The organism is Streptomyces sp. NPDC058291 (assembly GCF_042880855.1).
Classification (GTDB): Bacteria; Actinomycetota; Actinomycetes; order Streptomycetales; family Streptomycetaceae; genus Streptomyces.
Genome location: NZ_JBHVYK010000007.1, coordinates 134,742 through 148,521, shown reverse-complemented (window position 1 = coordinate 148,521; position 13,780 = coordinate 134,742). Strand labels below are relative to the sequence as shown.

Annotated in this window: 14 protein-coding genes; 7 read left to right on the top strand and 7 right to left on the bottom strand. The window is 72.7% G+C overall.

Annotated elements, in window-relative coordinates; genetic code table 11:
* Positions 1-138: 138 nt before the first annotated feature.
* The gene (locus ACFVYK_RS05875) at positions 139-1,125 is read right to left on the bottom strand and encodes an aldo/keto reductase (RefSeq protein ID WP_389769013.1); all 987 of its coding nucleotides are present in this window, start codon (positions 1,123-1,125) and stop codon (positions 139-141) included.
* Between the two features lie 199 nt (positions 1,126-1,324).
* Here ACFVYK_RS05875 and ACFVYK_RS05870 point away from each other — a divergent pair, with 199 nt between their 5' ends.
* Entirely contained in the window at positions 1,325-2,380 is a 1,056-nt protein-coding gene (locus ACFVYK_RS05870; RefSeq protein WP_389769010.1) for an LLM class F420-dependent oxidoreductase, read from the top strand.
* A 291-nt stretch (positions 2,381-2,671) separates the two neighbouring features.
* Positions 2,672-3,460, top strand: coding sequence for a ferritin-like domain-containing protein (locus ACFVYK_RS05865; RefSeq protein ID WP_389769007.1), 789 nt, complete (start codon positions 2,672-2,674; stop codon positions 3,458-3,460).
* Between the two features lie 32 nt (positions 3,461-3,492).
* Here ACFVYK_RS05865 and corA read toward each other — a convergent pair whose 3' ends face one another.
* On the bottom strand, positions 3,493-4,488 hold the full coding sequence (gene corA / locus ACFVYK_RS05860) for a magnesium/cobalt transporter CorA (protein ID WP_389769004.1): 996 nt from the start codon (positions 4,486-4,488) through the stop codon (positions 3,493-3,495).
* A gap of 62 nt (positions 4,489-4,550) precedes the next feature.
* Here corA and ACFVYK_RS05855 point away from each other — a divergent pair, with 62 nt between their 5' ends.
* The 4 genes from ACFVYK_RS05855 (at position 4,551) to mshC (ending at position 8,067) form a co-directional block, all read left to right on the top strand.
* A complete protein-coding gene (locus ACFVYK_RS05855; protein WP_389769001.1) occupies positions 4,551-5,237 on the top strand; it encodes a histidine phosphatase family protein in 687 nt (228 codons plus the stop codon).
* 111 nt (positions 5,238-5,348) lie between these two features.
* Positions 5,349-5,939 carry a DUF3090 domain-containing protein gene (locus tag ACFVYK_RS05850; protein ID WP_389768998.1) on the top strand — a complete coding sequence of 197 codons (591 nt, stop codon included), beginning with the start codon at positions 5,349-5,351 and terminating at the stop codon, positions 5,937-5,939.
* Complete coding sequence (locus tag ACFVYK_RS05845) at positions 5,903-6,736, top strand: SCO1664 family protein (RefSeq protein WP_389768997.1); 834 nt, start codon at positions 5,903-5,905, stop codon at positions 6,734-6,736. The genes ACFVYK_RS05850 and ACFVYK_RS05845 overlap by 37 nt, the downstream gene beginning before the upstream one ends.
* 101 nt (positions 6,737-6,837) lie before the next feature.
* Positions 6,838-8,067 carry a cysteine--1-D-myo-inosityl 2-amino-2-deoxy-alpha-D-glucopyranoside ligase gene (mshC, locus tag ACFVYK_RS05840; RefSeq protein ID WP_389768995.1) on the top strand — a complete coding sequence of 410 codons (1,230 nt, stop codon included), beginning with the start codon at positions 6,838-6,840 and terminating at the stop codon, positions 8,065-8,067.
* Positions 8,068-8,215: 148 nt separating this feature from the next.
* Here the strand turns inward: mshC and ACFVYK_RS05835 are convergent, their stop codons facing one another.
* Positions 8,216-9,151: a PAC2 family protein gene (locus ACFVYK_RS05835; RefSeq protein WP_389768992.1), complete on the bottom strand. Its 936-nt coding sequence runs from the start codon at positions 9,149-9,151 to the stop codon at positions 8,216-8,218.
* A gap of 214 nt (positions 9,152-9,365) precedes the next feature.
* Positions 9,366-10,037, bottom strand: a complete 672-nt coding sequence (locus tag ACFVYK_RS05830; protein WP_389768989.1) for a FadR/GntR family transcriptional regulator — start codon at positions 10,035-10,037, stop codon at positions 9,366-9,368.
* Positions 10,038-10,300: 263 nt separating this feature from the next.
* Here ACFVYK_RS05830 and mtnA point away from each other — a divergent pair, with 263 nt between their 5' ends.
* Complete coding sequence (mtnA, locus tag ACFVYK_RS05825) at positions 10,301-11,332, top strand: S-methyl-5-thioribose-1-phosphate isomerase (RefSeq protein WP_389768986.1); 1,032 nt, start codon at positions 10,301-10,303, stop codon at positions 11,330-11,332.
* A gap of 51 nt (positions 11,333-11,383) precedes the next feature.
* Here the strand turns inward: mtnA and mtnB are convergent, their stop codons facing one another.
* The 3 genes from mtnB to ACFVYK_RS05810 are packed head-to-tail and all read right to left on the bottom strand — an operon-like array spanning position 11,384 to position 13,316.
* Entirely contained in the window at positions 11,384-11,992 is a 609-nt protein-coding gene (gene mtnB, locus ACFVYK_RS05820; protein ID WP_389768983.1) for a methylthioribulose 1-phosphate dehydratase, read from the bottom strand.
* The gene (mtnC, locus tag ACFVYK_RS05815) at positions 11,989-12,723 is read right to left on the bottom strand and encodes an acireductone synthase (protein WP_389768980.1); all 735 of its coding nucleotides are present in this window, start codon (positions 12,721-12,723) and stop codon (positions 11,989-11,991) included. Before mtnC ends, mtnB begins: the two co-directional genes overlap by 4 nt.
* Positions 12,720-13,316 (bottom strand): acireductone dioxygenase, encoded by a 597-nt coding sequence (locus tag ACFVYK_RS05810; protein WP_389768978.1) that lies wholly within the window; start codon positions 13,314-13,316, stop codon positions 12,720-12,722. Before ACFVYK_RS05810 ends, mtnC begins: the two co-directional genes overlap by 4 nt.
* Between the last annotated feature and the right edge of the window lie 464 nt (positions 13,317-13,780).

Genomic DNA, 13,780 nt, shown 5'->3' with positions numbered 1-13,780 from the left:
TGCCGCCCGCTGAATCCGTTCCCGCTGTCGGACCGGCGTCGAGCGGACCGGCGTCGACCGCCGTCCCCGGCTCCTCGGCGGCGTCCGGCTCCGCCGTCGTGGCGTTCTCCGTGCTCTCCGGGGAATCCGGCTCCGTGCTCACAGCGTGCTCCAGTCGTGATCGGGATAGCGGTGCACGGGCGCCGACACGTCGTCGAGGGCCCGGCAGATCTCGTCAGGAAGACTAAGCGCCTCCACTGACAAAGCCGCCGTGAGCTGCTGCGCGTTGCGCGCGCCGACGATCGGGGCGGCCACGCCGGGCCGGTCGCGGACCCAGGCCAGGGCCACCTGCAGCGGCGTCACCGCGAGCCCGTCCGCCGCGGTCGCCACGGCGTCGACGATGCGGCTCGCGGTGTCGTCGAGGTAGGGCTCGACGAACCGAGCGAAGTGCTCGGAGGCGCCGCGCGAGTCGGGCGGCAGGGCGTCGTCGCGGTACTTGCCGGTGAGGACGCCGCGGCCCAGCGGGGAGGAGGGCAGCAGACCGATGCCGAGGTCCAGCGCGGCCGGCAGCACCTCGCGCTCGATGCCGCGCTGCAAAAGGGAGTACTCCATCTGCGTCGCCGCCAGCCGCGTCCGGGCGCCCGGCGCGGCGAGCTGCCAGGTGGCCGCCTTGGCGAGCTGCCAGCCGCAGAAGTTGGAGACGCCCGCGTACCGGGCGCGACCGCTGGCGACGGCGATGTCCAGCGCCTGGAGGGTCTCCTCCAGCGGGGTGTCCGGGTCGAAGGCGTGCACGTGCCAGATGTCGACGTAGTCCGTGCCCAGCCGGGAGAGGGAGGCGTCGAGGGCGGCGAGCAGGTGCCCCCGCGAGCCGTCGAAGCGCCGGTCCGGATCGGGCACGCTGCCCGCCTTCGTCGAGATGATCAGGTCCCGGCGCGGCACCAGACCTTCCATGAGCCGCCCGAGCAGGTACTCGGCGTCCCCGTCGCCGTACACGTCGGCCGTGTCGACGAGGGTCCCGCCCGCCTCCCAGAACGTCTTCATGACGTCCGCGGCGTCGTGCTCGTCGGTGTCGCGGCCCCAGGTGAGAGTGCCGAGCCCGATGCGGGACACGCGCAGGCCGGTGCGGCCGAGATGCCTCTGCTCCATGGACGCCGAGATTACTGGCCAGAACTGGGCAGTGGGTTGCCTGTGGACAACCGGTTCCAGCGCGGCGGACGGGGTTCCGCGCAGGCCGCGAGCGCGGCGCCGGTCCGCGCGACCCTCGCCACACCGCCCTCCCGGGCCCTTGCCCCCCGCGCTAAGGTCTCCGCAACAGCGTCGTTACTGATCAGTAAGGGGATCGGCCATGCAGCTCGGGATCAACCTCGGCTACTGGGGTGCCGGAATGGACGGCGACAACCTCGCCGTCGCCCAGGAGGCCGACCGCCTCGGGTACGCCGTGTGCTGGGCCGCCGAGGCCTACGGCTCCGACGCGGCCACCGTGCTCACCTGGGTCGCCGCCCGGACCGAGCGGATCGACGTCGGCTCGGCCATCTTCCAGATCCCCGCGCGCCAGCCCGCCATGACCGCGATGACCGCCGCCACGCTCGACTCGCTCTCCGGCGGCCGCTTCCGGCTCGGCCTCGGCGTCTCGGGTCCGCAGGTCTCCGAGGGCTGGTACGGCGTCAAGTTCGACAAGCCGCTCTCCCGCACCCGCGAGTACGTCGAGATCGTCCGCAAGGCGATGACGCGCGAGCGGCTGTCCTACGCGGGCGAGCACTGGACGCTGCCGCTGCCGGACGGCCCGGGCAAGCCGATCAAGCTGACCGTGCATCCCGAGCGCGAGCACATCCCGCTGTACATCGCGGCGATCGGGCCGAAGAACCTGGAGCAGACCGGCGAGATCGCCGACGGCGCGCTGCTCATCTTCCCCTCCGCCGAGCATCTGGAGGACACCGCGATCAGGCATCTGCGGGCCGGACGCGAGAAGGCGGGCAAGACCCTGGAGGGCTTCGACGTCTGTCCCACGCTGCCGCTGGCGCTCGGCGAGGACAAGGACGTCGAGCGGCTCGCCGACACCTTCCGCCCCTACACCGCGCTGTACGTCGGCGGCATGGGCAGCCGCAAGCAGAACTTCTACAACCAGCTCGCGCGGCGGATGGGCTACGAGGAGGCGGCCGCAGACATCCAGGACAAGTACCTCTCCGGCGACAAGCAGGGCGCGGCGGCCGCGGTTCCCCACGAGCTGATCGACCGCACCACCCTGCTGGGCTCGGTGGAGCGGATCGCCGACCGGATGAAGGCCTACGCGGCCGCCGGCGTCACCACCCTCACCCTGGCCCCCGCGGGCTTCGCCCTGGAGGAGCGGCTGGCCTCGCTGCGCGCGGGTGTGCAGGCGGCGGAGCTGGCCGGCCTGGCCTGACCGAGAGGCAACCGGGCGGGTAACCCGGACAGGTAACCCGGACGAGTGGCCGGGCGGGGAGGTTTCAGCGGCCGTGGTGGGGGCTCGGGGGTCTACCCCGCCACGGCCGTCACGCGGAACAACGCGCCGCACGGCGCGCGGTTACGGCCCCCGGCCGACTGTCCGCATCCCTCTTTCGGCGGAGTCCGCCGACACTGCTGTTGCAGCGCCCGGCGGGCCGCACTTGACTCGTTCCTCACGGAAGGTCGCGAGACGTTGCGCAGTCCCGCACGGTGCGGAGAGAGGCCCACGATGCTTTCGGCCAAGAGCCTGTTCCAGGAGATCATCGACGACGACGAGTCCTTCGCCCTCTTCTGCTCCATCGCCGCCGGCGGCGAGTCGCAAGGCGGCTGGGAGAACGCCCGGATCGCCGCGCTCGTCCCCCGGAGCGAACGCCGCCTCGCCCCCAGGATCGCCCGCCACGGCGCCGACGAGGACAAGCACGGGCGGATCTTCACCGCGCTGATGCGCAAGCGCGGACTCGACCCGGTGCCCGTCCCGCCCGACGCCGACTACACGATGCTCCTGGAGCAGGGCGGCATCGGTCTCTCCCACGACCGCCTCAGGGCGGAGCGGCCGCTGACCGTGCAGGAAGTCGTCACCTACCTCTCCCACAGCCGGGTCACCGAACAGCGGGCCGCCGAGCAGATGGCCCTGCTGCGCAGGCACTTCGGCGACCACCCCGACATCGGCCGCGCGGTCAGGATGATCGCCGACGACGAGGACGGCCACCTCGCCTACTGCCACGAGGAACTGCTGCGTCTCGCCCGCGCGGGGCACGCTCCGGCCATCCGGCGGACCCTGCGCGCGTGCGCGCTGGCCGAGATCCGCGTCTACCGCGACGTCAGCCTGGCCGTCATGGCCCGCATGGGCCGCCTGCTCGGCTGGTCCAGGGCGCGGTCGGCCGTCCTGGCGGCGGGCATCCACGCCGTCTACGTGTGGGAGCGGTTGGCCGGCTGGCGGCGCATGGTCTCCCTCGAGATGCCCGAACGCCGTGACGCGCTCGGCGGCCCCGCGACGGCGGCCCCCGAGTACGCCTGAGCCGCCCTGGAAGGCCGGCAGGCGGGCCGCTCCTAGAGCCAACCGCGCCGTTTGAACAGCCGGAACAGTAGCAGCTCCAGCACGCCCATCAGCACGATCACCGCCGGATACGACCACACCCAGTGCAGCTCCGGCATGTGCTCGAAGTTCATGCCGTAGATCCCCGCGATCATCGTGGGGACCGCGGCCATCGCCGCCCACGCCGAGATCTTCCGCATGTCGTCGTTCTGCCGGACGCTCATCTGCGCCAGATGCGCCGAGAGGATGTCCGTCACCAGCCGGTCCAGCCCCTCCACGGACTCGTTCACCCGCGTGAGGTGATCGCTCACGTCCCGGAAGAACGGCCGCGCCCGCTCGTTGACGAAGGGCACGCCCGGGACGGACGTGCTCGCGCCCGCCAGCCGGGTCAGCGGCGGCCCCAGCGGGCCGGTGGCCCGGCGGAACTCCAGGATCTGCCGCTTGAAGGTGTAGATCCGCGACGCCGTGTTGCGCGAACCGCCGCCGTCCGGCGAGAACACCTCCGCCTCCAGCTCCTCCAGGTCGGTCTGCAACTCGGTCGCCACGTCCAGGTAGTGGTCCACGGTGGCGTCGGCGATCGCGTACACCACCGCTGTGGGCCCCTTCGCGAGCAACTGGGGCTCGTCCTCGAGGCGGTGCCGCACGGCGGCCAGCGGCGCGCCCTCGCCGTGCCGGACGGTGACCACGAACGAGTCGCCGAGGAAGACCATCACCTCGCCGGTGGAGACGGCGTCGCTGTCCGCCTCGTAGACGACCGGCTTGAACACCAGGAACAGCGAGTCGTCGTACACCTCCAGCTTGGGCCGCTGGTGAGCCTTCAGGGCGTCCTCGACGGCGAGCGGGTGCAGGCCGAACTCCCGCGTGACGTGATCGAACTCCTTCTCGGTGGGCTCGTGCAGCCCGACCCACACGAAGCCGCCGCCGGCCCGTGCCTCGTCCACGGCGTCGGAGAAGTCCTCCGGGCCCTCCGTGCGACGTCCGTCGCGGTAGATGGCGCAGTCCACGATCACTGGGCGCGTTCTCCCTTCGAGTGCTCACCGGCGCACACACGCGTGCGCCTACCCTGGGCCGCATGCCCACGTTGATCCTCGTCCGGCACGGCCGGTCCACCGCCAACACCTCCGCAGTGCTCGCCGGCTGGACGCCCGGCGTCGCCCTCGACGAGCGCGGAGCCGAACAGGCCGCCGCGCTGCCCGGGCGGCTCGCGGAGCTGCCGATCGCGGAGGTCGTCACCAGCCCCCTGCAGCGCTGCCAGGAGACGCTGCGGCCCCTCCTCGACGCCCGCCCCGGTCTGCGCGCCCACACCGACGACCGGATCGGGGAGTGCCACTACGGCGACTGGTCCGGGCGCAAGCTCGCCGAGCTCACGGACGAGCCGCTGATGGAGGTCGTGCAGGCGCACCCCTCCGCGGCCGCCTTTCCCGGCGGCGAGTCCATGCGGTCCATGCAGACCCGCGCCGCGGAGGCGGTACGCGAGTGGAACGCGCGCGTGGAGCGCGACCACGGCGCCGACGCCGTCTATCTGATGTGCTCGCACGGCGACATCATCAAGTCGCTCGTCGCGGACGCACTCGGACTTCATCTCGACCTCTTCCAACGGATCTCTGTGGAACCTTGTTCCATCACTGCGATCCGGTACACCCGGCTACGCCCCTTTCTCGTGCGTCTCGGCGACACCGGCGACCTCGCCTCCCTGGCGCCGCGCGAGGAGCCTCCCGCGGGGGACGCGACCGTGGGAGGCGGTGCGGGCGCACCGTGATCGTCGCCCGCAGTAGGGTGAAGCGGTCCGCCAACGCGCGCGTACCCGCAGGGACGTTCCCCCACTCGTTCCCAGAACCACGATGACCCACGATTCCCATGGAGACAGGACGTGTCCCGTCAGGTGTTCCTCTACGACCCCCCGGACCGTTTCGTGGCCGGTACGGTCGGGCTGCCCGGGCGCCGTACCTTCTTCCTCCAGGCCACCGCCGGCGGTCGGGTGACCAGCGTCGCCCTGGAGAAGACCCAGGTCGCCGCGCTCGCCGAGCGCATGGACGAACTGCTGGACGAGGTCGTACGCCGCACGGGCGGCAGCGCGCTGGTGCCCGCCGTGCCGCCCGTCGAGAACAGCGACACGGCCCCCCTCGAGACGCCGATCGAGGAGGAGTTCCGGGTCGGCACGATGGCCCTCGCCTGGGACGGCGAGGAACAGCGCATGATCGTCGAGGCGCAGGCCCTGGTGGAACTGGAGGCCGACTCGGAGGAGGACCTCGCCGAGGCCGAGGAGAGGCTCCTCCAGGACGAGGAGAACGGCCCCCCGATGCTGCGGGTCCGGCTCACCGGCGCGCAGGCCAGAGCCTTCGCCAAGCGCGCCCTCGACGTCGTCAACGCCGGCCGGCCGCCGTGCCCGCTGTGCAGTCTGCCGCTCGACCCGGAAGGACACGTATGTCCGCGCCAGAACGGATACCGCCGGGGAGCGTGACGACCACCGACCCGGCCCTCGCCGAACTCCTCGCGCACGGCGGACTCACGGTCCGCGGACGCATCCGCGACGCCTCGAACGCGGCCCTGTACTGCACCGTCGCCCATGAGGGCCGCGAGGCCGCGTGCGTCTACAAGCCCGTGGCCGGGGAGCGGCCCCTGTGGGACTTCCCCGACGGCACCCTCGCCCAGCGCGAGGTCGCCGCCTACGAGGTCTCCGAGACGACCGGCTGGGGCCTCGTCCCGCCCACCGTGCTGCGGGAGGGGCCGTACGGCGAGGGCATGTGCCAGCTCTGGGTCGAGACGGCCCCGGAGTCCGAACTGCTGGCCCTGGTGGACGCCGAGGAGCCGGAGCCCGGCTGGAAGGCGATCGGCTTCGCCGAGGTCGGCGAGGGCCGGACCGCGCTCCTGGTGCACGCCGACGACGAGCGGCTGCGCCGGCTCGCGGTCCTCGACGCGGTGATCAACAACGCCGATCGCAAGGGCGGCCACCTGCTGCCCACCGCCGACGGCCGCCTGTACGGCATCGACCACGGCGTCACCTTCAACGCCGAGAACAAGCTCCGCACGCTCCTGTGGGGCTGGGCGGGGGAGCCCCTGACCGCAGAGGCCGTCGAGGTCCTGGAGGGCCTCAGGAGCGCCCTGGAGCCCGGCGGACCGCTGGCTGCGGTCCTGGCCCGGCTCATCACGCCCGCCGAGCTCGACGCCACCCGCGCGCGGACCGGGGCCCTGCTGGACTCCGGGCTCCACCCCGAGCCCGGCGGCGAATGGCCGGCGATCCCCTGGCCGCCCGTCTAGGACCGCCGGGCACATCGGCCGCGAACCCGCAAGAACGCCTTCCCGGCCGTCTGCACCGCTCCGGTTCGTATACGCAACTTCGGTCCGGTTACGCTCATGACATGCATGCCTGGCCCGCTTCCGAGGTCCCCGCCCTGCCTGGTCAGGGCCGCGACCTGAGGATCCACGACACCGCGACCGGCGGTCCGGTCTCCCTCGACCCCGGTCCCGTCGCCCGTATCTACGTCTGCGGCATCACGCCGTACGACGCGACCCACATCGGTCACGCGGCGACCTACAACGCGTTCGACCTCGTCCAGCGCGTGTGGCTCGACACCAAGCGGCAGGTTCACTACGTCCAGAACGTCACCGACGTCGACGACCCGCTCCTGGAGCGCGCCGAACGCGACGGCGTCGACTGGGTCGCCCTCGCCGAGAAGGAGACGGCCCTCTTCCGCGAGGACATGACGGCCCTGCGGATGCTCCCGCCGCGGCACTACATAGGCGCCGTCGAGGCCATACCCGGCATCGTCCCGCTCGTCGAGCGGCTGCGGGACGCGGGCGCCGCCTACGAACTCGACGGCGACGTCTACTTCTCCGTCGAGTCCGACCCCCATTTCGGCAAGGTCGCGAACCTGGACGCGGCGGCCATGCGGCTGCTGTCCGCGGAGCGCGGCGGCGACCCGGACCGCCCGGGGAAGAAGAACCCGCTCGACCCGATGCTGTGGATGGCCGCCCGCGAGGGCGAGCCCAGCTGGGACGGCGGCTCGCTCGGCCGCGGCCGGCCCGGCTGGCACATCGAGTGCGTGGCCATCGCCCTGGACCACCTGGGGATGGGCTTCGACGTGCAGGGCGGCGGCTCCGACCTCGCCTTCCCGCACCACGAGATGGGCGCCTCCCACGCCCAGGCGCTCACCGGCGAGTTCCCGATGGCCAAGGCGTACGTCCACGCCGGCATGGTCGCCCTCGACGGCGAGAAGATGTCCAAGTCCCGGGGCAACCTCGTCTTCGTCTCCCGGCTCCGCCAGGACGGCGTCGACCCGGCCGCGATCCGGCTCGCCCTCCTCGCGCACCACTACCGCGCCGACTGGGAGTGGACCGACCAGGTGCTGACGGACGCCGAGGCCCGCCTCGGCCGCTGGCGCGCCGCCGTCTCCCGCCCCGACGGCCCGCCCGCCGAGGCGCTCGTCGAGGAGCTGCGCGAAGCACTCGCCGACGATCTCGACGCCCCGGCCGCGCTCGCCGCCGTCGACCGCTGGGCCGCGCTCCAGCAGGAGCGGGGCGGCGCCGACATCGGCGCCCCCGGCGTCGTCTCGCGGGCGGTGGACGCGCTGCTCGGCGTGGCGCTGTAAGACGTCGGCACCGTCAGACGAGAGGGGCGCCTCCCGATCCCGGGAGGCGCCCCTCGGCCGCTCACGGCCCCGTACGTTCCGCGGGTTCCGTCGTCCCGCGTGATCGTGCGCGATCCTCACCGCGGGGCGAACGCCCGGGGCGATCCGCTCAGTCGTCGGACGAATCGCTGTCGTCCGGAGTGTCCCCGCTGGACTTCGGCGGCTTGGGGGGCCGGGTGCGCTCCCCGGGGTCGGGCGGGCCGCCGCCGTCCCGACGCCGCAGGTAGCGCTCGAACTCGCGGGCGATCGCCTCGCCCGACGCCTCCGGCAGCTCCGCGGTGTCCCGGGCCTCCTCCAGCGTCTGCACGTACTCGGCCACCTCGGTGTCCTCGGCGGCCAGCTGGTCCACGCCCACCTGCCAGGCCCGCGCGTCCTCGGGCAGCTCGCCCAGCGGGATGCGCACGTCGATCAGGTCCTCCAGGCGGTTGAGGAGGGCCAGCGTCGCCTTCGGGTTCGGTGGCTGCGAGACGTAGTGCGGCACCGCCGCCCAGAGGCTCACCGCGGGCACGCCCGCATGCGTGCACGCCTCCTGCAGGACGCCGACGATGCCCGTGGGGCCCTCGTACTTGGTCTCCTCCAGGTCCATCCGCTGCGCCAGGTCGGCGTCCGACGTGGTCCCGCTGATCGGCACCGGACGCGTGTGCGGGGTGTCGCCGAGCAGCGCGCCCAGGATGACCACCAGCTCCACGCCCAGCTCGTGGGCGAAGCCCAGCAGCTCGTTGCAGAACGAGCGCCAGCGCATGGACGGTTCGATGCCGCGCACGAGCACCAGGTCGCGCGGTTTGTCGCCGCCGACCCGGACGACCGACAACCTTGTCGTGGGCCATGTGATCTTGCGCACGCCGGCGTCCAGCCACACCGTGGGGCGGTTCACCTGGAAGTCGTAGTAGTCCTCGGCGTCCAGCGCCGCGAACACCTCGCCCTTCCACTCCCGCTCCAGGTGCGCGACCGCGGTGGAGGCGGCGTCGCCGGCATCGTTCCAGCCCTCGAACGCGGCCACCATGACCGGGTCGATCAGCTCGGGAACCCCCTCGAGCTCGATCACCCAGCGCCTCCTTCCGACGTGCCCTCGCTTGACCACCCAACCTTACGGCGTTCTGCGGGGGCGCCCGCAGCCCCCTCGCACGGGGGAGTGACCGGATCACTGCCCCGTTCGCCACCCCGGGACACCCCGCGTCATCGGATCTGTCGCCGACCGGCGAAGCCCCGCGAAGACGCCCGTGGCCAACCGCCGTCATGAGCCGCCCCTCGTCACCGGACTACAGCGAGGACCGCAGCCACTGCTCGACGCTCGCGATGTGCACCGTCGCCCATGAACGCGCGGCCTCCGCGTCCCGGTCGCGCAGCGCCGCCAGGATCGCCCGGTGCTCGCGCAGGGTCCCGGCGACCGCGTCCTCCTGCGTCAGCCCGCGCCAGATACGGGCCCGGGTGGTGGGCCCGGACAGTCCGTCGAGCAGCGAGCACAGCACCGAGTTGCCGGCGCTCTGCACGATGCCCCGGTGGAACTCCAGGTCGCAGGCGACGAGTTCCTCCACCGACGGATCGCCCCCGAGCTTGTCCAGCTGGGACTCCAGCGCGTCCAGCTGCTGCTCGCTGACGCGCAGCGCGGCCATCGCGGTGGCGGCCGGCTCCAGGATGCGGCGCACCGCGAGGAACTCCAGGACGGTGTCGTCGCGGTGGAAGTCGACGACGAAGCTCAGCGCCTCCAGGAGCAGTTGGGGATCGAGGCTGGTCACGTACGTGCCGTCGCCCTGCCGTACGTCCAGGATCCGGATCAGCGACAGGGCGCGCACCGCTTCGCGCAGTGAGTTGCGGGACAGGCCCAGCTCGGCGGCCAGCTCGCTCTCCTTGGGCAGCCGGTCCCCGGGGCGCAGCGCACCCGAGACGATCATGCCCTTGATCCGCTCGATCGCCTCGTCGGTGACTGCCATGTCGGTCCTCCTGTCGTTCGCCGCCCGAGACATCCGATGTCTCAGCGGCCATTATGAGGCCAGATCGGCGCACTGCCCCCGAAGCGGGGATCGCCGACCGCCCTCCGGGCCCCTCCCCGGCGCGCGTCTCGCCATACGGACGAGAGGGGAGGGTCGGGTCCGCCGGGCGCCGCCCACTCGGACGCCTGCTCGACGGCTCGAACGGTGGTTCCCCAGGTCGGGTACGGTTGCTGACGCCACCGGAACATCAGGAGCGTCCCGTAATGTCCCAGGAACTGCGTGCCGTCGAGTGGACCGGAGACGGTCTGGTCCTCATCGACCAGACGCTGCTGCCGTACCGATACGAGACCGTGGTCGTCCGCGATGTGGACACGCTGGTCGACGCCATCCGCCGACTGGTCGTGCGGGGAGCTCCCGCCATCGGCGCGGCCGGCGCGTACGGCGTCGCGACGGCCCTGCTCCAGGGCGAGCGCGAGGGCTGGTCCGAGGGCGAGGTGCGCGCGGCCGTCGCCCGCGTCCGCGAGGCGCGTCCGACAGCGGTGAACCTCATGGTGTGCGTCGACCGGGTCATGACCCGCTTCGCCGAGGGGCTCGACGCGGTCCTCGCGGAGGCGGCCGCCGTCCAGCGCGAGGACGTCGACGCCAACCGCGCGATGGGCGCCGCCGGCGCGGACTGGCTGCTGAAGCGGGTCGGCGAGGACCGCCCCCTGCGCGTCCTGACGCACTGCAACACCGGCGCGCTGGCCACCGCGGGCTGGGGCACCGCCCTCGGCGTCGTCCGCGAACTGCACGCGCGCGGACGTCTGGAGGTGGTGTACGCCGACGAGACCCGCCCGCTGCTCCAGGGCTCGCGGCTGACCGCCTGGGAGCTCGTCCAGGAGGGCATCGCGCACTTCGTCCAGGCCGACGGCGCGGCGGCCGGCACGATCCTGCGCGGCGAGGTCGACGCGGCGATCGTCGGCGCCGACCGCATCGCGGCCAACGGCGACACCGCCAACAAGGTCGGCACCGTGGGCGTGGCCCTCGCCTGCGCCGACGTCGGCGTCCCGTTCCTGGTGGCCGCGCCCACCACCACGGTCGACCTCTCCACGGCGACCGGCGCGGACATCCACATCGAACTCCGGGGCGAGGAGGAGGTGTTGGAGTGGGCGGGCGTGCGCACGGCGCCGGTCGGCTCACGCGGCCACAACCCCGCGTTCGACGTCACGCCGGGCCGCCTGGTGACGGGCCTGGTCACCGAGCGGGGCGTGCTGGAGGTCTCCGCCGGGGAACTGCCCGGCGACCGACTGCGCTGAACCCCCGGCGCGTGTTCGGGCGGCCCGCGCGTCGGGGGCGGTGCGCTGCGCTCAGCGGCGGGTGAGTTCCAACTCCAGCAGCCACTCGACGACTTCGGTGTGGTGGCGGGCCTGACGCGGGTGGTCGCCCCACACGTACAGACCGTGCCCGGCCACGACCACGGCGGGCATCCGGGGGTCGCGGGCCGCCTCCAGCCGGTCGCCGAGCACCTTCATGTCCTGGCTGTTGGCGATGACCGGCAGCGTCACCTCGACGTCGTGGGCGGGCTGGCCGACGCCCTTGAGCATCTCCAGGTCCCGGAAGACGATGCCCCCCGGGTGCCGGTACCCCAGGGCCACGGACGCCACCGTGTGCACGTGCACCACGGCCCCGGCGCCGGTCAGCGCGGCCACGCGCGCGTGCAGTTCGGCCTCCGCGGACGGCCGTCCGCCGTTCACCGCGGCGCCCTGGGCGTCCACCAGCACCACGTCGGCCGGCGTCAGTTCGCCCTTGTCCCGGCCGCTCGCCGTGACGGCGAGCCGCAGCGGCTCGCGGGTCAGGACGACCGACAGGTTGCCGGACGTGCCGCGCATCCAGCCGAAGGAGGCGAAGCGGGCGGACTCGGCGGCCAGGACCGCGCCCGCCTCCTCCAGGTCCGGTGCGGTGATCTCGGCGGTCATACGGTGCTCCCGGTGGTGCTGACGGTGATCTCGTCGAACGACCCCGCCTGCGCGTGGTCCCCGACTCCCTGCTCGAAGAACGGTTCGCCGGGCCGCCGCACGCCGACGGTGTGCCAGCCCGCCGCGCGGGCCGCGTCCAGTTCGCCCGGCCGGTCGGACAGGAACAGCAGACGGGACGGCTCGACGCCGGTCGCGGCCGCGATGCGGCGGTACGACGGCGGCTCCTGCTTGGGACCGGCGTTCTCGGTGTCGTACAGGCCGCTGACGAGCGGCGTGAGGTCGCCCTCCGGGCTGTTCGCGAACCAGGCCCGCTGTGCGGCCACCGATCCGGACGAGTAGACGTACAGCCGCAGCCCCGCCGCGTGCCAGGCGCGCAGCCGCGGTACGACGTCGTCGTAGAAGTGCGAGACGAGGTCGCCGCGGGCGAAGCCCTCGGACCAGATGACGCCCTGGAGGGTCTTCAGCGGGGTCGCCTTGCGGTCGTCGTCCAGCCAGGCGTTCAGCGTCTTCTCGACCGCGGCCGCGTCGGCGTCGGGCTCGCCCGTCAGCTCCCGCACCTGGGCGATCGCGCGCGCCACCGCCGGCTCCTCGGCCCGTTCGGCGAGCAGTTCGGCGAACCGTGCGCGTGAGTACGGGTACAGCACGTCGACGACGAAGCCCGTGGCGCTCGTGGTGCCCTCGATGTCGAGCACCACGGCGTCCACGCCGAACGTCAGGTGCCGCACGCTCACGCGGCGTCCCGGTCGGCCGCGTGGCCGGCCGCGATCGTGTCGTAGTCGGGGAAGCGGGCGGCGATGGCGGAGCCGGTGAAGGTGCCGATCCAGCCGTCCTCCTCGTGGAAGAAGCGGATCGCCGTGAACGACGGCTCGGTGCCCATGTCGAACCAGTGGGTGGTGCCGCGCGGGACGCCCAGCAGGTCGCCCTTCTCGCACAGGACCGCGTGCACCTCGCCCCCGACGTGCAGATAGAAGATGCCCGAGCCGGAGACGAAGAAGCGGACCTCGTCGTCGTCGTGGGTGTGCTCCTGGAGGAACTTCTCGCGGGCGGCCTTCGCCTTCGCCGGGAACTCCGGGTCGTCGCTGGGGTGCAGGCCGAGGACGTCGACGGTGGTGAAGCCCTCCTCGGCGTTCAGCTTCTCGATCTCCGGGCCGTACGCGGCGAACACCGTGTCGCTGTCGGCGTCCGCGGGCACGTCCTCGCGGACCGGCCACTGCTCGTAGCGCACGCCCAGCGGCTTGAGGGCCCGCTCGATCTCGGCGGGGTCGCTGGTGCGGCGGACCAGCGTCTGCGGGCCGGACTCGGACCAGGTCGTCAGCAGCGTCATGGGAGCAACTCCGGAAGTCTGGAAGGAGAGTGGGGGAGAGGAACGGGGGCGAAGAGTGGGGGAGCGCGCGGGGGCGGGGCGGTGGAGGAACGGCACTCGACCGCGACACGTCAGGGCGCATGCCGGTTCCGTGATGGTAACCGCCGATGCTGGACGCACCGGCTGTGATGAGGCCGTTGTCTCATATGGCGAGATTAGATGTCCATTCCTTTGACGTCTGGCTGAAAACGTTCTCATCATCTGCATATGAAGACGCTGCTGCTCGTGCGGCGGCTGTACGTGGACCTGCTCCGGTCGACCACGGCCAGCTGTCGCTGACCCCTCCCGGAGCCCCGCCGCGCCCCCGTACCCGGGGCGTCTCCCGCCACCTCGCCGTGGCTCGTTCCCGCCTCCCGCTCCGGTCGCGCACTCTCCCGCCCGCTCGCCCCACGCGCCTGTTCTCGCGCCCCTCTTCGCGCCTTTTC

What these genes read in the sequence shown, in the direction of transcription:
- ACFVYK_RS05870 (WP_389769010.1), top strand. Translation starts at nt 1,325, where the DNA reads ATGCAGCTCGGGATCAACCTCGGCTACTGGGGTGCCGGAATGGACGGC.
- mtnB (WP_389768983.1), bottom strand. Translation starts at nt 11,992, where the DNA reads ATGACCGCCGAGATCACCGCACCGGACCTGGAGGAGGCGGGCGCGGTC.
- mshC (WP_389768995.1), top strand. Translation starts at nt 6,838, where the DNA reads ATGCATGCCTGGCCCGCTTCCGAGGTCCCCGCCCTGCCTGGTCAGGGC.
- ACFVYK_RS05855 (WP_389769001.1), top strand. Translation starts at nt 4,551, where the DNA reads ATGCCCACGTTGATCCTCGTCCGGCACGGCCGGTCCACCGCCAACACC.
- ACFVYK_RS05875 (WP_389769013.1), bottom strand. Translation starts at nt 1,125, where the DNA reads ATGGAGCAGAGGCATCTCGGCCGCACCGGCCTGCGCGTGTCCCGCATC.
- mtnA (WP_389768986.1), top strand. Translation starts at nt 10,301, where the DNA reads ATGTCCCAGGAACTGCGTGCCGTCGAGTGGACCGGAGACGGTCTGGTC.
- ACFVYK_RS05810 (WP_389768978.1), bottom strand. Translation starts at nt 13,316, where the DNA reads ATGACGCTGCTGACGACCTGGTCCGAGTCCGGCCCGCAGACGCTGGTC.
- ACFVYK_RS05865 (WP_389769007.1), top strand. Translation starts at nt 2,672, where the DNA reads ATGCTTTCGGCCAAGAGCCTGTTCCAGGAGATCATCGACGACGACGAG.
- ACFVYK_RS05830 (WP_389768989.1), bottom strand. Translation starts at nt 10,037, where the DNA reads ATGGCAGTCACCGACGAGGCGATCGAGCGGATCAAGGGCATGATCGTC.
- ACFVYK_RS05845 (WP_389768997.1), top strand. Translation starts at nt 5,903, where the DNA reads ATGTCCGCGCCAGAACGGATACCGCCGGGGAGCGTGACGACCACCGAC.